Origin of the sequence: Mycolicibacter sp. MU0083 (genome assembly GCF_963378075.1) — a bacterium.
GTDB lineage: Bacteria > Actinomycetota > Actinomycetes > Mycobacteriales > Mycobacteriaceae > Mycobacterium > Mycobacterium kokjensenii.
Window position 1 is genome coordinate 130,378 of sequence record NZ_OY726394.1, and the last position, 19,057, is coordinate 149,434.

Sequence of the window (19,057 nt, forward strand, 5' to 3'; positions counted from 1 at the left end):
TGCGGCATCGTTACGCTACCGGGATGTCAGCCAGTGCAGCCGAATCCGTACATCCGACGGTACGAAAAGCGGCCGCCTGGGCCGGGTGCCTGCTGGTGCTGTTCGCCGCGGCGCTGGTGGTGCTGATGGTCATGCGTCGCCTCGAGGTGATCGTCGTCCCGGTGGCGATCGCGATGATGGTGTCGGCGCTGTTGCTACCCGGGGTGGACTGGCTGGCCCGGCACCGGGTGCCTCGGGGACTGGCGGTGTTCCTGTTGCTGCTCAGTGGGTTGGCGGTGCTGGTCGCGCTGCTGACCTTCGTCGTCGACGAGTTCATCGACGGGGTCCCCGAACTGGTCGAGCAGGTCACTCAGATGGTCAATTCGACGCAGCACTGGCTCGTCGAAGGGCCGCTGCACCTGAGCAGTGAGCAGATCGACCGGGCCGGCGACACCGTGGTCACCGGCCTGCGCAACAACCAGGCCAAGCTGACCAGCGGCGCGCTGTCGACCGCGGAGACCATGGCCAAGATCTTCACCGGCGCCTTCGTGGTGCTGTTCACGCTGATCTTCTTCCTCTACGGCGGGCGCGACATCTGGCGGTTCACCGTCGGGTTCTTCCCCGGCCAGGTACGCGCCAAGGTGCACGCGGCCGGGGTCGCGGGTTTCGAGTCGCTGATCGGCTATGTGCGGGCCACCTTCCTGGTGGCGCTGGTCGACGCGATCGGGATCGGCGTCGGACTGGCGATCATGGCGGTGCCGCTGGCCCTGCCGTTGGCATCGCTGGTGTTCCTGGGAGCCTTCATCCCGCTGGTCGGTGCGGTGTTGACCGGCCTGCTGGCCGTCCTGGTCGCGCTGATCGCCAAGGGCTGGATCTACGCGCTGATCACCCTGGGGCTGATCGTCGCGGTCAACCAGCTCGAAGCCCATGTGCTCCAGCCGGTGGTCATGGGCCGCGCCGTGTCGATCCACCCGCTGGCGGTGGTGTTGGGCATCTCCACCGGCGGCGTCCTGGCCGGCATCGTCGGGGCGCTGCTCGCGGTCCCGACGATCGCGTTCATCGACCGGGCGGTGCGGGTGCTGATCGGATCGACCGATCCGGATGCACCGGACGCCGAGGCGGACACCACGGACACCACGGACACCGAACCGCAGGCCGAGCCGATCAGTAACGGCCCTCCCGGCGCAGCAGCTCCGCAGCACTGAGGCCGCCGGCGGCGCCGCGCCGCTGCGGGCCCTGCGGTTTGTCCGCCGCGTCGTCTGCGGGCTGGTCCCCGACCGCGGTGAACTTCTCGGTGGGCGGGTTCTCCGGGTCGTCGGGTGCGCCCGGGACGGGGATCGCCGTGGTGGGCGCGTTCTCGGTACCCGGACCCGGTTTGGGCAGTGCGCGGGTCCGCTCGTCGACCGACTCCGCGGCGCCCTCACCGGGGCGTGCCCGCCGGGACTGATCGGCGTCCCGGCCGCCGCGCAGCTCACCCAGCCAGGACTCGATCTCGCGGTCGTGATCCTCGGGGTTGCCGCCGACGGCCCCCACGCGTTCGGTGGCCGGGTCGCCCGCCGACAGGCGGGTGGTGGGGGTCTCGGGTGCACCGGTGTTGATCCGGTTCGTCCGGGCGCCCGACGGGTTGCCGACCACCGGCCGGGTCGGGAGCTGCTCGGTAGCGCGCGGGCGTCCCGGAGTCTCGCGTCCCGGGTGGGTGGGATCGTGGGCGGGCCGCGGCGTCGCGGTACCGACGGCCGACGCTCCGGCGGTGGCGGTGGCCGCGACGGTCGCGGGGCGGCGGGTGGTCCGGCGGCGCTCGTCGGGCAACCGGATCTCGCCGAGCCCGATCCGGTTCTGCAGGCGCTTCATCCACCGTGGCGCCCACCAACAGTCGTCGCCGAGCAGCTTCATCACCGAGGGCACCAGGAACATCCGCACCACGGTGGCGTCCAACAGCAGTGCGGCCATCAGACCGAACGCCAGGTACTTCATCATCACCAGGTCGGAGAAGACGAACGAGGCCGCCACCACCGCCAGGATCAGCGCGGCCGCGGTGATCAGCCGGCCGGTGGTCGCGGTGCCGATCCGGATCGCCTCGGTGGTCGACATCCCCGATTCCCGCGCCTCCACCATCCGCGAGACCAGGAACACCTCGTAGTCGGTGGCCAGGCCCCAGCCGACGGCGACCACCAGCGCGATCACCACCACCATCAGCGGGGTCGGGGTGAAGTTCAGCAGTTCGGAGCCGTGACCGTCGACGAACATCCAGGTCAAAATGCCCATGGTGGAGCCGAGCGTCAGCGCGCTCATCACCGCGGCCTTCAACGGCAGCACCAGGGAACCGAACGCCAGGAACATCAGCAGCGTGGTGGTGGTCAACAGGATCACCAGCATCAGCGGGCCCTTGTCGACCATCGCGTGGATACTGTCCTGCTCGAGGGCAGGGGTACCGCCGACCAACACCTCCAAGCCCTTGGGGGTGCTCAGGGACCGGAGTGCCTTGATCTTCTGGGCGGCGTCGTTGCGGTTGATCAAGCCGTTCTCGATCACCCGGACCGACGGATCCTCGGAGGCCCCGGGCAGGTACGGCCGTTGCTGCCACATCTTGTCCGGGTCGTCGTCGGGGACGACGAATCCGCTGATCGACATGGCCCGGTTGCGGATCTCGGCGACCTGCTGGTCGGTGACCGGCTTGTCGGCTTCGCTCTTGATCACCAGGGTCAGCTTCTCGGTGCGGAAGCCGGGGAAGATCTCGTCGAAATGCTCCTGGGCCACCCGGGCGGTGTTGTCGGGCGGCAGATACTTCTCGCTCATCCCGCCGAACTCCAGCTTGCCCAGCGGAATGATCAGCAGGATCATCGCCACCACGATCGGGATCGCGAACGCCAGGGGCCGCTGCATCACATAGTTGACCAGCTTGCCCCAGAATCCGGCCTCGACCTCTTCGCGGGTCTTCGTCTTCTGGGTCTTCTCGGCGAACCAGCCGATGATCCGGTTGGAGAACTCCCAGTCCCGCAGGAACGGAATGCGGTAAAGGGTGCGCACACCGAGCGCGTCGACGTTGGTGCCCAACACACCCAGGATGGCGGGCAGCAGCGTGATCGACAGCAGCGCGGCCAACCCCACCGAGGCGAAGAACGCATAGGTCAGCGAGTGCACGAAGCCCTGCGGCAGCACCAGCAGGCTCGCGCAGGAGACGATGATCAGCACCGCGGAGAACACCACTGTGCGACCGGCCGTCATCACCGAACGGCGTACCGCCGCCTCGGTGTCGTAGCCCTCGGCGATCTCCTCCCGGAATCGGCTCACCACGAACAGGCCGTAGTCGATCGCGATACCCAGACCGATCAGGGACACCACCGGTTGGGCGAAGAAGTGCACCGGCCCGAAGTGAGTGGTGAGCTGCAGAATCCCGGTCGCGCCGGCGATGCTCAAACCGCCGACGATCACCGGCAGGCTCGCCGCGATGACCCCGCCGAACACGAAGAACAGCACTATCGCCACCAGGGGCAGCGCCAGCACCTCCATCCGCTGCTGGTCGCTGGCGATGGTGCCGGTCAGCGCGCTGGCGATCGGCTGCAGACCGCCCAGTTCGACCTTGCCGCCGTCCAGTTTCTGCAGGTCGGGCTCGACGGTCTGGTAGTTCTTGAGGATGATGTCGTCGGCGTCCTCGCCGTCACCTTTGAGCTGGATCGACGCGAACGCGTGCTTCTTCTCCGAGTCCGCCATCGCCGACAGCGCCTCGGGATTGGTGAAATAACCGACCCAGCTCAGGATCTGGTCGGGATGATCGGCCTTGACCTTGTCCAGGCCCTTCTTGACGCTTTCGAACCACTCTTCGTCGTCGACCGTCTCCCCCTTGGGGGCGGTGAACAGCGCGACCACATGGCTGGTGCGGTCCCGGCCGTAGACTTCGTCGCCGATCACCGAGGCCTGGACGGATTGACTGCCGTCGTCGTAGAACCCGCTCTGGGTCACGTGGTCGCCCAGGCTCATGCCGTAGACCCCGCCACCCAGGCAGAGCGCCACCATCACGCCGATTACGATGAACCGGTAGCGGTATACAGTTCGACCCCACCAGGCGAACACCTATACGCTCCTCACTAAAATTTGTCGAGACATCTTCGGCTACCTCGCCCGTCCGTAGTTCAGGCTCTCCAGTTGTTACTCGCGCGAGGTCAGCAGCGAACTCAGCGGCCGGAACGGCTGGAGCCACGCCCCTTGTTCCGGCAGCGAATCCAGGCTGATCCGCGGTAGCCGCTCCCGGAACACACCAGGGATGTCTTCCAAGTCGACGAACTCCAAGGTATCCGAGGCTAGCGCCCAGCTCACATGTTCGCGAAATCCGAGCACGGCCACCGATATGCCGAGTCCACAGAGTTCTTCCAGCGGTTCTTTGAACGCCTGGCCGTCGGCGGAGGCCACCACGACCGCCACCAGTCCCTGATCTTTCCGCAGCGCGATGTGCTCGAGCATGTCGGAATCGACGTCGCTGTCCTCATCGACCTTCGGCTTGGCGAAGACCGCGAAACCCACGTTGCGCAGCGCTTCGACCCAGGGCCGGACGACGTCGGCGCTGCCCGGCGCGATGTTGGTGAACACGGTGGCTTCGGGTTCCACCGTCAACTGCGGGTGCGCCGCCGAGATCTCCGCCGTGCGGTGCAGCAACCAGCGGCCCAGCGCATCGAAGCGGGGCCGCTCCACACCGGTGGGCCGCCGGCCCAGAATCGCGCCCAGACCCATGTCCAGGTTCGGGGCGTCCCACACCAGCAGCACCCGGCCGGTGGTGTTGGAGGTCGGCTCGGCGCCCGGATCGGGCTTCGGCTCGACCGCGGTCATCAGATCCGCTCCCAGACGAACTCGTTGATGGCACTGCCCGCGTCGCGGCCCTTGGCCTCGTACTTGGTGGTCGGGCGGTCGATCGAGATGGGCAACGTGGCCCCCGGGGCGACGCGGCGCAGGGCCGGCTCGCCGTCGCCGGACTCGGCGATCTGTATCGCGTAGTCGGCGTGGTCGGTCGCCGCGTGCAGCACACCGCCCGGTTGCAGCCGGTCGGCGATCAGCGCCATGGTGGCCGGTTGCAGGAACCGCCGCTTGTGGTGCCGTGCCTTGGGCCACGGGTCCGGAAAGAAGACCCGCACGCCGATCAAGGAGGACGGGGCGATCAGATACTCCAGCACGTCGAGGCCGTCGCCGCGCAGCAACCGGATGTTGCGCAGCTGCTCGCGATCGATGGCGCAGAGCAGTTGAGCCAGCCCGCGTTCGTAGATCTCCACGGCCATCACGTCCAGGTCCGGCTCGGTCTTGGCCATGGCGACCGTGGAGGTGCCCGCGCCGCAGCCGACCTCCAACACCAGCGGTGCGCTGCGGCCGAACCAGCGTTGCGGATCGATCGGCCGGGGCGGGTCGGAGCCCTCCGGTACGGCGACGTCGGCGCCCAGCTCCGGCCAGAGCCGGTCCCAGGTCTGGCGCTGCCCGGTCGACAGTGCCGAGTGCCGGTAACGGACGCTGAAGTTCCGGAAACGGCGGGTGGTGGGGGCGTCGGTGGCGGGGACGTCCGATGACGTCTCGACGTCGCGCGGCGCATGCATGGAGTCCATGGTGGCGCATGGAACCGTGAGTACCCACTTCGCGGTCGACATTGATACCCAACAGTTGCCTGGCGACCGGTGTGTCCGGGCCCGCCCGACACCCCTCGAGTGACTCGCGCCTCGTCGGGGCAGCTGACACCATGGGCTGGTGACACAGGGGCCGCGACGCTTCGCCGCCGGGTTGGCCCGGCTTGCCGCGGCGGCCGGCGATCCCCGGCTGTCGGCGTTCGCGGCGGGCATCACGGCGCCGATCGGCGTTGCGGTCGCGGGCCGGCGCGGGGTGGGCCGGCGCAGCGTCGCCGCGGCGTTGGGCGCCGCCGGGGTACGCATCGCCGAATCTCCGGCCGGGTCGCCGGGCGCGGACCTCGCCGTACACGTGGTCGCCGAGGTGGCCAAGCCGGAAGATGTCGCCGCGGTGCGTGCCGCGGGACGCCGGCCGGTGCTGGTGGTGCTGAACAAGACCGATCTGGGCGGGCATTGCGGTGTCGCCGCGGTCGCCGCCGCCACCGGGGCGCCGGTGGTGCCGATGTCGGCGCGGTGGGCGTCGGCCGCGACGGCCGATGGTCTCGACGACGCGGCGGCGGCGGCGCTGCGCGGTCGCAGCGGGCTCGACGATGTCCTCGCCGCGTTGGCGGCGATGGGAGCCGCCCGGTATCACCGGCGGATGACCGAGGTGATCACCCGGCTGGAGGCGATGGCGGTCGGCGCCGACGTCGGGGACCGTATCGATGCGTTTCTGGTCGACGACGAGACGGTGGCCGCCCGGATGGCCGCGGCCGCGGCCGTCGTGGACGTCCCGGGTGAGCCGGCCCCGGCCCGGGCCCGCCGCTGGCACGGGTACCGCGGCGCGCCGCTGAATGCCGCCCGGCGGGCCTGCGCCGCAGACATCGCGCGCGGGACGTTGCGGGTCTGGGCGGCCGGGGGGCGGTCGTGACCGCGGACCGGGATCCGGACGCCGAGGTGGACGCCCTGGTGGCCGGGGTCGCGCCCGGGCTGCGCCCGCCGGCGGTCCGGCGCTGCGACGTGGTGGTGGTGACCGGTCCCTGGCTGGCCGGAGTCAGCGCCGTGGCCGCGGTGCTGGCGGGCCGGATGCCGCAGTGGCTGGTGATGGAGGCCGCCGAGCTGGCTCCCGGCGAAGTGCCCGCGGCGGTGGTGTTCGTGGTCTCGGCCGCCGCAGCGTTGACCGAGTCCGATTGCGCGCTGCTGGACGCGGTGGCCGCCCACACCGACGTGGTGGTCGGCGTGGTGTCCAAGATCGACGCGCACCCGCATTGGCCCCAGATGCGCGAGGCGGCGGCGGAGATCCTCGCCGATTACGCGCCGCGCTATCGCGACGTGGTCTGGGTGGGAGTGGCAGCGGCGCCGGTGCGCGGCACCCCGCGGGTGGACGACCTGGTCGCCGAGCTGACCGGCCAACTCGGCGACGGCGACTTCCGCCGGCGCAACCGGCTGCGGTCGTGGGAGTTCCAGTTGCGCGCCGACGGCGACCGCATCGACCGGGACGCCCGGGCCGATGGTCGCCGCGTCCGCACCGACCTGTTGCAGCAGCAGCGCGACGAGACGGTGCGGCAGCGGCGGATGTCGAAATCGGAGCGGGTGATCGCGTTGCGCAGCCGGATCGCTCAAGCGCGGGTGCAGTTGTCCTACTTCGCCCGTAAGCGCTGCGCGTCGGTGCGCGACGAGCTCGCCGAGGATGCCGCCGGCATGACCCGGCGTCGACTGCCGGAGTTCGAGGCCTACGTGCACCGGCGGTTGGCCGAGGTGGTGGCGGAGGTGGATCAGGGCATCGGGGAGCAGTTGGCCGACGTCGCCGGCGAGCTGGGGCTCACCGGCGGGTCACCGGGCGACGGGCCGCCGCTGCCGCGGGTCGAGACGGTGCGGCCCCGGTTGGGGTCACGCCGCCTGGAGACCGCGTTGATGACGGTGTTGGGAGCGGGCTTCGGCTTCGGGGTGGCGTTGACGCTGAGCCGGGTCTTCGCCCAACTGGCGCCGGGCCCGACCGTCGCCGGCGCACTCGGGTGTACCGCGGTCGGGGTGGCGGTGACGGTCTGGACGGTGCGGGTGCGGGGGATCCTGCGGGACCGGGCGGCCCTGGACCGCTGGGTGGGGGTGACCATCGCCTCGCTGGGGTCGACGTTGCAGGAATTGGTGGCGCTGCGGGTGGTGGCCGCCGAGTCGGCGTTCAGCGCCGAGTTGACCGAACACAACGAAGTCGAGGCGACCCGGGTCGCCGACCGGGTGGCGGGTTTGGATCGCGAATTACGCGAGCATGCGGCGGCGACCGCGCGGGCCGCCGCGGCCCGGGATCGGCAGCTGCCGACGTTGCGTCGGGCGCTGGCCGTCGTGCAGGCTGAACTGGGCGAATCGGGCCAGGTGGGAGCCTCGGAACCGGGTGCCGACTAGCACGCGTTTCGATTGTTTCGATCCGTGTAGCTATTCACGGTAATCTCTTATTTAATGGCGGTATAAGAGGTGGGCGGCGGCGCACATCAGCGGCGGGGCCACCAAGTGACACAGGTTACAGGAGAGCTCAATGACCTCAGCGACTATTCCCGGTCTGGACGACGCCCCCACCAAGCACAGCGGGTTGTTGGCCTGGGTCCGGGAAGTCGCCGAGCTCACTCAGCCGGACCGGGTGGAATGGTCGGACGGTTCCGAGGAGGAATGGAACCGGCTGATGGCGCTGCTGGTGGAGTCCGGCGCGGCCGTCAAGCTCGATGAGGAGAAGAAGCCGAACTCCTACCTCGCGCTGTCGGACCCCGCCGACGTCGCCCGCGTCGAGTCGCGCACCTTCATCTGCAGCCGCACCCAGGAGGGTGCCGGACCGACCAACAACTGGATGGACCCCGACGAGATGCGGGCCACCATGACCGAGCTGTACCGCGGCAGCATGCGCGGGCGCACCATGTACGTCATCCCGTTCTGCATGGGCCCGCTGGGCGCCGAGGACCCCAAGCTCGGTGTCGAGATCACCGACTCGCCGTACGTGGTGGCGTCGATGAAGGTGATGACCCGGATGGGCACCGCCGCGCTGGAGAAGATCGGCACCGACGGGGCCTACGTCAAGGGCCTGCACTCGGTGGGCGCCCCGCTGGAGCCCGGTCAGGCCGACGTGCCGTGGCCGTGCAACTCCGAGAAGTACATCACCCACTTCCCGGAGACCCGCGAGATCTGGAGCTACGGCTCGGGCTACGGCGGCAACGCGCTGCTGGGCAAGAAGTGCTACGCCCTGCGGATCGCCTCGGCGATGGCCCACGACGAGGGCTGGCTGGCCGAGCACATGCTGATCCTCAAGCTGATCTCGCCGGAGAACAAGGCCTACTACGTGGCGGCGGCGTTCCCCTCGGCCTGCGGCAAGACCAACCTGGCAATGCTGCAGCCGACCATCCCGGGCTGGCGTGCCGAGACCCTGGGTGACGACATCGCCTGGATGCGGTTCGGCAAGGACGGCCGGCTCTACGCGGTGAACCCGGAGGCGGGCTTCTTCGGGGTGGCCCCGGGCACCAGCCGCAGCTCCAACCCGAACGCGATGATCACGTTGGAAGCCGGCAACACCGTCTACACCAACGTCGGCCACACCGACGACAACGACGTGTGGTGGGAGGGCATCGACGGCGACACCCCGGCGCACCTCACCGACTGGAAGGGCAACGACTGGACTCCCGAGTCGGGCACTCCGGCGGCGCACCCGAACTCGCGCTACTGCACCCCGATGTCGCAGTGCCCGATCCTGGCCCCGGAGTGGGACGACCCGCAGGGTGTGCCGATCTCGGCCATCCTGTTCGGCGCCCGCCGCAAGACCACGGTGCCGCTGGTGAGCCAGGCCCGCGACTGGCAGCACGGCGTGTTCATCGGTTCCACCATGGGCAGCGAGCAGACCGCCGCCGCGGAAGGCACCGTCGGCGCCGTCCGTCGTGACCCGATGGCGATGCTGCCGTTCATCGGCTACAACGTCGGCGATTACATGCAGCACTGGATCGACACCGGCAAGAACGCCGACGAATCCAAACTGCCGAAGGTGTTCTTCGTCAACTGGTTCCGTCGCGGCGACGACGGCCGGTTCCTGTGGCCGGGATTCGGGGAGAACTCCCGGGTGCTCAAGTGGGTCATCGAACGGGTCGAGGGCAAGGCCGCCGGCCAGGAGACCCCGATCGGCACCGTGCCGAGCGCGGCCGACCTGGACCTGAACGGCCTGGACGTGCCCGCCGCCGACGTGGAGCAGGCCCTGCTGGTCGACGCCGAGGAGTGGCGTGCCGAACTGCCGCTGATCGAGGAGTGGTTCGAGTTCATCGGTGACAAGCTGCCCACCGGCCTGCGCGACGAGCTCGAGGCGCTCAAGCAGCGGTTGGGCTAGGCCCGAGCAAGCGACGTAGCGAAGCCCCCGGAGAGTGATTTCCGGGGGCTTTCGCGTGTGAACGCCACCACTTGACACCCGTCAAGACGGGCGTCGGTACAGTCGGCCCATGCAGATTCGCGAACACGTCGACGCCGACAACCCGGCCATCATCCTCCACCCGTCGGGCACCACCATCTCCTTCGCCGACCTCGAGGTCCGGGCGAACCGGCTGGCGCACCATTTCCGCGCCGCGGGCCTGGTGGAGGGCGATGCCGTCGCGATCCTGATGGAGAACAACGAGCACATCCATGCGGTGATGTGGGCGGCGCGCCGCAGCGGCCTGTACTACGTGCCGATCAACACCCATCTGACCGCCGCAGAGGCCGCCTACATCGTCGAGAACAGCAACGCCAAGGCGATCGTCGGTTCCGCCGCGCTGCGCCAGACGTGTGCCGAGCTCGCCGACCACCTGCCCGCCGACCCGGCGCGCCTGCTGCTGATCGCCGACGGCGACCTGGCGGGCTGGGCGCGGTACCCCGAATGCGTCGCCGACCAGCCGGACACGCCCATCGACGACGAGATCGAGGGAGACCTGCTGCAGTACTCCTCGGGCACCACCGGACGGCCCAAGGGCATCAAGCGCCCACTGCCGCATCTGCCCCCGACGGAGGTTCCCGGGCTGATGGCGATGCTGGTGCAGGTGTGGATGGGACCCGGCTCGGTCTACCTGAGCCCCGCCCCGCTGTACCACACCGCACCCTCGGTGTGGACCATGCAGGTCCAGGCCGCCGGACTGACCACGGTCGTCATGGAGAAGTTCGACGCCGAGTCGGCGCTGGACGCCATCGCCCGGTATGGGGTCACCCACGGCCAGTTCGTGCCGGCGCACTTCACCCGCATGCTGAAACTGCCCGAGGCGGTGCGCAGCTCCTACGACATGTCCAGTCTCAAGCGGGTCATGCACGCGGCCGCCCCGTGCCCGGTCGAGATCAAGCAGCAGATGATCGAATGGTGGGGGCCGATCGTCGACGAGTACTACGCCTCATCGGAGGCGCACGGCTCCACCCTGATCAGCGCCGACGAGTGGCTGAAGCACCCCGGCTCGGTGGGCAAGGCGATGTTCGGTGCGGTCCACATCCTCGACGAGGACGGCAACGAACTGCCCGCCGGGCAGCCCGGTGAGATCTACTTCGAGGGCGGCAACGCCTTCGAGTACCTCAACGACCCCGACAAGACCGCGAAATCGCGTCACCCGCAGGGGTGGACGACGGTCGGCGACGTCGGGTACCTCGACGAGGAGGGCTACCTCTACCTCACCGACCGGCGCCACCACATGATCATCTCCGGTGGGGTCAACATCTACCCGCAGGAAGCCGAGAACCTACTGATCACGCACCCGAAGGTGCTCGACGCCGCGGTGTTCGGGATTCCCGACGACGAGATGGGGCAGAGCGTCAAGGCTGCGGTGCAGACCGTAGACCCCGCGGACGCCACGCCCGAATTCGCCGCGGAACTCCTTGCCTGGGTGCGGGATCGCTTGGCGCACTACAAGTGCCCGCGGTCGATCTCGTTCGAGGAACAGCTACCGCGTACCGACACCGGCAAGCTCTACAAGAACGAACTGGTGGCCAAGTACTCGGCCTGACCCCAACCGGGCCGGGCAGCGTCAGTTGACGTTGCCCGGCTTACCGGGTGCGCCCGCGGCGCCGTTCTCGCCGTGGACCGTGCCCTGACCGGCCGTCCCGCCGGGTCCGCCCGCGCCGGGCGACGCCCCGTCGCCACCGCGGCCGCCGGCGGCACCGTCGCCGCCGTTGCCGCCGAATCCGATTCCGTGGCCGCCACCACCGCCGTGGCCGCCGACCCCGCCTACGCCGTCGTCGCCGATCGCATGCCCACCGTTGCCGGCCTCGCCGCCGTCGCCGCCGTCGGCGCCCAGGGTGCCGATGATCGGGGAGACGTGCTCGCCGCCGGCGCCGCCGTCACCGCCGTGGCCGCCGCGAGCCCCGGTGCCGGTCGCATCGCCGCCGTTGCCGCCGTTGCCGCCGTCGCCGGCACCGGCCGGGTCGCCGCTGCCGCCGACCCCGCCGCCGTTACCGCCGTTGCCACCGTCCCCGCCGACGCTGCGGTCACCGGTCGCCGCGCCGCCGGTGCCGCCGTTGCCGCCCGCGCCGCCGCCGCCGGCCAGCTGGCCGCCGTTGCCGCCCTTGCCGCCGTTGCCGCCGTTGCCACCGGTGCTGCGTTCACCGGTCGCCGCCGCACCGTTGCCGCCGTCGCCGCCGGCACCGCCGCTGCCGTTCAGCATGTTGCTGGCGCCGCCGTTGCCGCCGTTGCCGCCGGCCCCGCCGTCCGCGGTGCCGTCGCCACCGCGACCGCCGTCGCCGCCGTTGCCCCACATGTCGCCGCCGTTGCCGCCGTTGCCGCCGTCGGCACCCAGGCCGCCGGCACCCCCGTCGCCACCGTTGCCGAACAAGCCGGCGTTGCCGCCGTCGCCGCCGGCGGTGCCCTCTTCATCGGATGACCAGCCGTTGCCGCCGTCGCCGAACCAGAGACCGCCGGCCTGGCCATCGGGGTTGAGTTCGGTGCCGTCGGCGCCGTTGCAGATCACACCGCAGGCACCGTCGGCCATCGAGGCGAACAGCGGGTTGATCAGGTCCCCGACCTGCTGGCCGAAGTCACTGGTGATCCAGTCCTGCATGGTGTCGTGCAGCCACTCGTAGATGTCGAAACCGCCCCCCGCGGCGCTGAGCGGCTCGGCGCCGCTCCAGCCTGCGGAATCGAACCATTCCGCATCTGCCTGCGCGGTGCCGTCGACGTCGGCGGTGATGAACAACGGGCTGAACAGGTCGGTGAGCCAGTCGAATCCATCGGCCTGTGCGGTCGGTGTGGACGACACCGGGGTCACGCCGAATGCCAGCAATCCGGCCAGTGCCGGGGCCGCCCATCGCTGCGCGACCTTGGTGCGGTGAAGCGGCATGAGGACCACCCTTCCGGTGTCAGATGTCAAGGCCCTGAGGGCCGGTGATGAGCAAGGCAAGCCTAAGTGGTAGCAAACCACATTTCCACTAACAGACTCGCGGCCGCTTTATCTGCGGCTAATAGGACCTTCGCGATGTTATGCAGCTCATTCTGTCCACTGATATGGCTGTCTGTGCGGCAATCAATACCGCAGTGCCCCGCGGCGCGGGATGTGCAGTTCTCGCCGGGGCCCGAGACGGCCTCATCGGGGGGACGGGATGTCTCAGCATCGAGGCGGGATCCCGCCGGCGGGTCCGCCGGTCGCGGATGCCGAACGACGTACGCGGGCGGTGGCGCCGGAGCCTGGGGTCGGTCGGGCGTCGCCCGGCCGTGATGTATCGCCGATAGAAACGCCGATTCCCGCATTTCCGGGGTTTGCCTCTCAGGTATCTCTTCGCCGATATCCCGTGTTCGCGGCGGTACCGCGCCGGTCGCGGCGTTTGCCCTGTGTCACGGGACGGCTGCGCACCCGCGCGTTGGGGGCGGCGGAAGTCAACTCGACTCCGGCACAGAAGATTTCGGACATCGCCAGAGCTGAATTGCGAAGTTAACGTCCAAACAAGTGACGCTTCAACCGGATGCCCGCACATTTTGGCGAATCGGGTGGACAACAGCGGGTTTCGTTACTACGGTTGGCCACCGAGCGTTGACTCACACAGCTTTTTCTAAGCGCACGCAAGGTATTGGCAAGGTTAAGAAGGAGTGTCCAGGAGTGGCATTGAACCGGCGCAGTAACCGCAACAACCAAGCAGGATCCGCCCGCTCGCGGCGGCGTGATCGGGCGATCGGGGCTGCTGCCTCGGTCGGCGCATTCTTGGCATTCGGCATGGCGCCGCTGGCGGCCGCTCCGGCCGCGCAGGCCGACTTCGACGACTTCTGGGACTTCTTCGGCATCGACAACACCAGCTCGGGCTTCGACCTGTTCGACAGCGCCGCGTGGGGTGAACCCGGTGCGGCCGACGGCAGCCTGTTCGGTGCCGACTTCGCCAACAACTGGCAGGAGACGTTCTACCTGCCGTTCCACGACATGATGCAGGACTGGATCAACAGTGACTTCGGCTCCGAGGTCAACGGATTCATCAACATGCTGTTCGCCCCGTTGACCGAGGGCGCCTGTGGCCTGATCTGCAACGGCGCCGACGGCACCGAGCTCAACCCCGACGGCCAGACCGGTGGTCTGTGGTTCGGCGACGGCGGCAACGGCTGGAACTCGACCGAAGAAGGCGTGGCCGGCGGCAACGGCGGCCTGGCCGGCGGTTGGGGCAACGGTGGTGACGGTGGCTCCGGCGGCCTGGGTGCCGACGGCGGCAACGGCGGCCACGGCGGCGAGATGTGGGGCAACGGCGGCGACGGCGGCGCGGGCGGCGCCGGTACCGCGGAACTGGACGGCGGTAACGGCGGTAACGGCGGTTCGTCGGGCCAGGCGCAGGACTTCTTCGGCATGGGTGCCTGGGGCAACGGCGGTAACGGCGGTCGCGGTGGCGACGGCTGGAACGGCACCGATGGCATCAACGCCGGAATCCTCGGCGGCAACGGCGGCAACGGTGTCGCCGGCGGTAACGCCGGAAACGGCGGCAATGGTGGCGACGGTTCGTCGTTCGTCGGCATCGGTGGCGCCGCAGGTGCCGGTGGCACCGGCGGCTCGGGCGGTAACGGCGGCAACGGCGCCGCGGGTGAGGCGGGAAGCTGGGCCGACAACGGCACCGGCGTCGGCCTCGCCGGCGGTAACGGCGGCAACGGCGCCGAAGGTGGCAAGGGCGGCAAGGCCGGCCTGGCCGGTGAAGGCGGCTCGGCCAACGGCGCGGCCGCTGCCGACGGCGACGGCGGCGTAGGCGGCAACGGCGGCCTCGGCGGCAACGGCGGTAACGGTGCCGACGGTGAAGGCGTGGTCGGAGACGGCCTGAACGGCAACGCCGGTGGCGACGGTGGCACCGGCGGTAACGGTGGCGCGGCTGCGGCCGGCGGTGAAGCCGGTGGGGCCAACGCCAGCGCAGGTGCGGCCGGCGTCGACGGTAACGGCGGTAACGGCGGTAACGGCGGTAACGCCTCGTCCGGTACCGACGGCACCGACGGTGTCAACGGTTCGACGGCGACCGGCGGTGGCGTCCTGGACCCGCAGGTCCCGGCGACCAGCGGTGGTAACGGTGCCAGCGGTGGTAACGGTGGTGCCGGTGGTGTCGGCGGCGGCGAGGCCGGTAACGGTGGTAACGGTGGTGCCGGTGGTGCCGGTTCCGATGGCGGTCGGGGCGGCCACGGCAGCGTCGGCGTCCACGAGGACACCGACTCGGTGCACGGCCTGTACAACGCCCCCGGTAACGGTGGTGCCGGTGGCGACGGTGGTGCCGGCGGTGCGGCAGGTGCCGGTGCGGCCAACGGCAACGACGGTGTGATCGGTGACGGCGGTAACGGCGGTAACGGCGGCGTCGGTGGCAACATCGCCGACGTGCGGGACTTCGCTTCGGTCGAAGGCCCGGTCGGCTCCGGTGTGCCCGGCCCGCAGGGCTCGGCCGGCACCGGTGGCGCGGGTGGTGCCGGCGGTGACGGTGCCACCGGCGGTAACGGCGGTAGCGGTGGCGACGGTGGTAGCGACCTGTACGCGGGTGGCACCCACGGTGGCGACGGCGGCCAGGGTGGCGCCGGTGGTGAGGGTCTGGCGAACGCCGACGGCTCCGGTGGTGTCGGTGGTGACGGCGGAGCCGGCGGTAACGGTGGCGACGGCAGCAACATCCGCTGGGGTGACCCGGACTGGAACACCACCTCCGGTGACTCCTCATCCGGCCCGATCGACGGCGTCCACGGTGGTGCCGGCGGTGCAGGTGGCGCCGGTGGCGACGGTGCCAACAACGGTGGTAACGGCGGCAACGGCGGTAACGGCGGTAACGTCCTCACCCCGGCGTTCGGCGACGAGGACAGCATCGGTGGTGTCGGCCAGAACGGCGGCGCGGGTGACACCCCGGGTGCTGACAGCGCGGGCGGTGTCGAAGGTGCCGGTGGCGCCGGAGGCCTCGGCCCCGACGCGGCCGCCGACGGTGCTGCGGGACAGAACGGACAGCCGGGCGTCGTGCAGCCGCCCGTCGCGCCGTAGCATCTCGGATTACGCACAAGGAACACCCCGCACAATCGTGCGGGGTGTTTCTTTATCTCTGGCGGCGGATCCGCGACCGGTCAGATTCCCCCGCGGGCAACCAGTTGTGCGGCGATCACATTGCGCTGGATCTCGTTGGTGCCCTCGCCGACGATCATCAGCGGCGCATCCCGGAAGTAGCGTTCCACGTCGTACTCGGTGGAATAGCCGTACCCGCCGTGGATGCGGACCGCGTTCAACGCGATCTCCATCGCGGCCTCGGAGGCGAACAGCTTCGCCATGCCCGCTTCCATATCGCAGCGCTCCCCGCTGTCGTAGCGCTCGGCGGCGTACCGGGTGAGCTGACGGGCGGCGGTCAGCTTGGTGGCCATCTCGGCCAGGTAGTTACCGATGCTCTGGTGCTTCCAGATCGGCTGTCCGAAACTCTCCCGCGTCCTCGCGTAGGCCAGCGCGTCGTCCAGTGCGGCCGTCGCCACCCCCAGCGCACGCGCCGCCACCTGAATGCGGCCGGTCTCCAAGCCCTTCATCATCTGGGCGAAGCCCTGCCCGGGCACCCCGCCGAGTACGGCGGCCGCGGGCACCCGGCAGCCGTCGAAACTCAGTTCGCAGCTCTCCACGCCCTTGTAGCCCAGCTTGGGCAGGTCACGTGAGATGGTCAGTCCCGCAGAGGGATTCTCCACAAGCACCACCGAGATACCCCTGTGACGGGGGCTCGCCGCCGGATCGGTTTTGACCAACAGCGCGATCAATCCCGAATAGCGCGCATTGGAGATCCAGGTTTTCGAGCCGTTGATCACCAGCTCATCGCCGTGCACCAGCGCCGTCGTCGTCATGTTCTGCAGATCGCTGCCGCCACCGGGTTCGGTCAACGCCATGGTCGCCCGCAGTGCGCCGGTCGCCATCGCAGGCAGATAGCGCTGCTTCTGTTCGTCGGTCCCGAACAGGCTCAGCAGCTTCGCCACCACGGTATGCCCGCCCATCGCGCCGGCCAGGCTCATCCAACCGCGGGCCAGTTCCTGAGTGACGAGCACGTAGCACGGCATCGACACCGGGGTGCCGCCGAATTCCTCGGGCACGGCCAGCCCGTAGATGCCCAGGTGCTTCATCTGGTCGATCCAGGCTTCCGGGTAGGTGTTGGCGTGCTCGACGTCGCGGACGGTCGGTTTCACATCCCGATCGATGAACTGGCGGACGGTCTCGACCAACATCGACTCTTCGTCATTCACCGATCCACCGTATGCCAGGATTCTCAGATGAGCGGTGGGCCCTACTTCGATGAACTCAGTGTCGGCCAGGTCTTCGACGCCGCCCCGGCGATGACCCTGAGCGCGGGTGCGGCGGCACTGCACCAGGCCGTCGTCGGCGACCGCATGCGGCTGCCACTGGACGCCGAACTGTCCGGGGCGGTCACCGGAGCGAGCGCACCGCTGGCCCATCCCGGCCTGGTCTGCGACGTCGCGATCGGCCAGTCGACGGTGGTGACTCAGCGCGTCAAAGCCAACCTGTTCTATCGCGGATTGGCGTTCCATCGCTATCCGGTGATCGGGGACACCATCCTCACCCGCACCGAAGTCGTTGGACTCAAGCAGAATTCGGTCAAGCCCGGTCGGCCGTCCACCGGCCTGGCCGCGCTGCGGATGACCACCGTCGACCAGGCGGATCGGCTGGTGCTCGACTTCTACCGCTGCGCGATGCTGCCGCTGTCGCCCGACGCGGCCGAGACCGGCCACGCCGACGACCTCTCGGAGATCGGCGCCGGGCACACCGCGCCCCCGGACGTCACCGCGGACTGGGATGCGGATGCGTTTCGGCGACGAGTGCCCGGACCGCACTTCGATCCCGGGCTGGCCGGCGCCGTGCTGACCAGCACCGGCGACGTCGTCTCGTCGGCGCCCGAACTGGCCCGGTTGACCCTCAATATCGCTGCCACCCATCATGATTCCCGGGTCGCCGGCCGGCGACTGGTCTACGGCGGGCACACCATCGGCCTGGCGCTGGCGCAGGCGTGCCGGCTACTGCCGAACCTGGTCACCGTGCTGGGCTGGCAGTCCTGCGATCACACCGCGCCCGTCCACGAAGGCGACACCCTCTACAGCGAACTGCGGGTGGAATCCGCCCGTGACAACGTGCTCGAGCTGCGATCGCTGGTCTATGCCGCCGGCGATGCGGGCGCAGCGGACCGTCAGGTGCTGGATTGGCGCTTCAGCGCGCTGCAGTTCTGACCGCCGCGGCCGCCGATAGGGCATACTCGTCACAGTGACGAGTGAGCGTTCCGGGGTCTGCGAGTGGTGCGGAGAGCGGTTCATCGCGCGCAACGCCCGCGGGCCGGTCGGCCGTTACTGCCGGCCGTCGCATCGGCAACGGTCCTTCGAGGCGCGCAAGGAATCGCGGCGCCCGGCGGCCGGCGCGCCGTTCGACGTCCCGACCATCCACGCACTCGACGTCACCGGTGTGGCCGCGCGGCAGGCACCGCCGGGCATCACCCCGCGACGTCCCTCCGGGCGGGAGGCGATCATCGGCGCACTCATCGCCGCGGCCACCGAAGAATTCGCCTCGGTCGGGTTCCGCGGAGCGTCGATCCGCTCGATCGCGCGCCGCGCCAACGTCAACCACGGCATGATCAGCCGCTACTTCGGGTCCAAAGGGCAACTGCTCCATGCGGTGTTGAGCGCCCTCGCCGAAGACAATGCGCGCCATCTGCGCACCAACGACGACTTCGACGCCTATGTCGCGCTGCCGTCGTTCCGGTTGGAGACCCAGATCGTGGGCCGGCTCATCCTCGAAGGCGTCGAACCGTCGCTGCTGCCGACGTCCCTGCCGGTCTACGAACAGCTCGGGCCGGCGATCGCCCGCCGATACGGTTTGTCCGCCGAGGAGGGACGCATCGCCGTCGCGGCCCGCAGCGCCCTGACCCTCGGCTGGGCGCTGTTCGGGGACTGGATCAGTGCGGCATCGGGGCTCTCCCCCGACGGGCAGCAGCGGCTGCGCAGCAGTATCGGCGAGCACATCCGCGGGCTCGGAGCGCAACCCGCCGACCGCCCGGGCATTGACGCCACGTGACTGCAATCG

Annotated in this window: 13 protein-coding genes; 8 read left to right on the forward strand and 5 right to left on the reverse strand. The window is 69.7% G+C overall.

All coding sequences use genetic code 11. The features are described from left to right. The first annotated feature begins 23 nt into the window (after positions 1 to 23). Entirely contained in the window at positions 24 to 1,184 is a 1,161-nt protein-coding gene (locus tag RCP38_RS00655; protein ID WP_308474793.1) for an AI-2E family transporter, read from the forward strand. On the opposite strand, the gene mmpL3 is transcribed toward RCP38_RS00655, so the two are convergent. The 3 genes from mmpL3 to trmB all read right to left on the reverse strand — a co-directional run bounded on the left by mmpL3 (position 1,144) and on the right by trmB (position 5,552). After that, positions 1,144 to 4,050 (reverse strand): trehalose monomycolate exporter MmpL3, encoded by a 2,907-nt coding sequence (gene mmpL3 / locus RCP38_RS00660; protein ID WP_308474794.1) that lies wholly within the window; start codon positions 4,048 to 4,050, stop codon positions 1,144 to 1,146. The genes RCP38_RS00655 and mmpL3 overlap by 41 nt on opposite strands. A 75-nt stretch (positions 4,051 to 4,125) precedes the next feature. Next, complete coding sequence (locus tag RCP38_RS00665) at positions 4,126 to 4,800, reverse strand: NYN domain-containing protein (protein ID WP_308474795.1); 675 nt, start codon at positions 4,798 to 4,800, stop codon at positions 4,126 to 4,128. Next, positions 4,800 to 5,552: a tRNA (guanosine(46)-N7)-methyltransferase TrmB gene (gene trmB, locus RCP38_RS00670; protein WP_308477447.1), complete on the reverse strand. Its 753-nt coding sequence runs from the start codon at positions 5,550 to 5,552 to the stop codon at positions 4,800 to 4,802. Before trmB ends, RCP38_RS00665 begins: the two co-directional genes overlap by 1 nt. Positions 5,553 to 5,700: 148 nt before the next feature. Here trmB and RCP38_RS00675 point away from each other — a divergent pair, with 148 nt between their 5' ends. The 4 genes from RCP38_RS00675 to fadD4 all read left to right on the forward strand — a co-directional run bounded on the left by RCP38_RS00675 (position 5,701) and on the right by fadD4 (position 11,533). Next, entirely contained in the window at positions 5,701 to 6,486 is a 786-nt protein-coding gene (locus tag RCP38_RS00675) for a hypothetical protein (protein WP_308474796.1), read from the forward strand. Continuing rightward, positions 6,483 to 7,955, forward strand: coding sequence for a hypothetical protein (locus RCP38_RS00680; protein ID WP_308474797.1), 1,473 nt, complete (start codon positions 6,483 to 6,485; stop codon positions 7,953 to 7,955). Before RCP38_RS00675 ends, RCP38_RS00680 begins: the two co-directional genes overlap by 4 nt. 130 nt (positions 7,956 to 8,085) lie before the next feature. Further along, complete coding sequence (locus tag RCP38_RS00685; protein ID WP_308474798.1) at positions 8,086 to 9,906, forward strand: phosphoenolpyruvate carboxykinase (GTP); 1,821 nt, start codon at positions 8,086 to 8,088, stop codon at positions 9,904 to 9,906. 109 nt (positions 9,907 to 10,015) lie between these two features. Continuing rightward, positions 10,016 to 11,533, forward strand: a complete 1,518-nt coding sequence (gene fadD4, locus RCP38_RS00690) for a fatty-acid--CoA ligase FadD4 (protein WP_308474799.1) — start codon at positions 10,016 to 10,018, stop codon at positions 11,531 to 11,533. Between the two features lie 21 nt (positions 11,534 to 11,554). Here the strand turns inward: fadD4 and RCP38_RS00695 are convergent, their stop codons facing one another. Continuing rightward, positions 11,555 to 12,862, reverse strand: a complete 1,308-nt coding sequence (locus tag RCP38_RS00695; protein WP_308474800.1) for a PGRS repeat-containing protein — start codon at positions 12,860 to 12,862, stop codon at positions 11,555 to 11,557. A gap of 855 nt (positions 12,863 to 13,717) precedes the next feature. Here RCP38_RS00695 and RCP38_RS00700 point away from each other — a divergent pair. Continuing rightward, entirely contained in the window at positions 13,718 to 15,988 is a 2,271-nt protein-coding gene (locus tag RCP38_RS00700; protein ID WP_308474801.1) for a PGRS repeat-containing protein, read from the forward strand. An 80-nt stretch (positions 15,989 to 16,068) separates the two neighbouring features. Here RCP38_RS00700 and RCP38_RS00705 read toward each other — a convergent pair whose 3' ends face one another. After that, entirely contained in the window at positions 16,069 to 17,196 is a 1,128-nt protein-coding gene (locus tag RCP38_RS00705; RefSeq protein WP_465270699.1) for an acyl-CoA dehydrogenase family protein, read from the reverse strand. Between the two features lie 45 nt (positions 17,197 to 17,241). Here RCP38_RS00705 and RCP38_RS00710 point away from each other — a divergent pair, with 45 nt between their 5' ends. Together RCP38_RS00710 and RCP38_RS00715 are read left to right on the forward strand one after the other, a co-directional pair. Continuing rightward, positions 17,242 to 18,210: a MaoC family dehydratase gene (locus tag RCP38_RS00710; protein WP_308474803.1), complete on the forward strand. Its 969-nt coding sequence runs from the start codon at positions 17,242 to 17,244 to the stop codon at positions 18,208 to 18,210. Positions 18,211 to 18,244: 34 nt separating this feature from the next. Then, positions 18,245 to 19,048, forward strand: a complete 804-nt coding sequence (locus tag RCP38_RS00715) for a TetR/AcrR family transcriptional regulator (protein ID WP_308474804.1) — start codon at positions 18,245 to 18,247, stop codon at positions 19,046 to 19,048. The last annotated feature ends 9 nt before the right edge of the window (positions 19,049 to 19,057 follow it).

Bases quoted from the DNA above. Each gene is read 5' to 3' on its own strand.
- RCP38_RS00665 (WP_308474795.1), bottom strand. From the start codon at position 4,800: ATGACCGCGGTCGAGCCGAAGCCCGATCCGGGCGCCGAGCCGACCTCC.
- RCP38_RS00695 (WP_308474800.1), bottom strand. From the start codon at position 12,862: ATGCCGCTTCACCGCACCAAGGTCGCGCAGCGATGGGCGGCCCCGGCA.
- RCP38_RS00705 (WP_465270699.1), bottom strand. From the start codon at position 17,196: ATGTTGGTCGAGACCGTCCGCCAGTTCATCGATCGGGATGTGAAACCG.
- RCP38_RS00710 (WP_308474803.1), top strand. From the start codon at position 17,242: ATGAGCGGTGGGCCCTACTTCGATGAACTCAGTGTCGGCCAGGTCTTC.
- RCP38_RS00655 (WP_308474793.1), top strand. From the start codon at position 24: ATGTCAGCCAGTGCAGCCGAATCCGTACATCCGACGGTACGAAAAGCG.
- fadD4 (WP_308474799.1), top strand. From the start codon at position 10,016: ATGCAGATTCGCGAACACGTCGACGCCGACAACCCGGCCATCATCCTC.
- trmB (WP_308477447.1), bottom strand. From the start codon at position 5,552: ATGCATGCGCCGCGCGACGTCGAGACGTCATCGGACGTCCCCGCCACC.
- RCP38_RS00685 (WP_308474798.1), top strand. From the start codon at position 8,086: ATGACCTCAGCGACTATTCCCGGTCTGGACGACGCCCCCACCAAGCAC.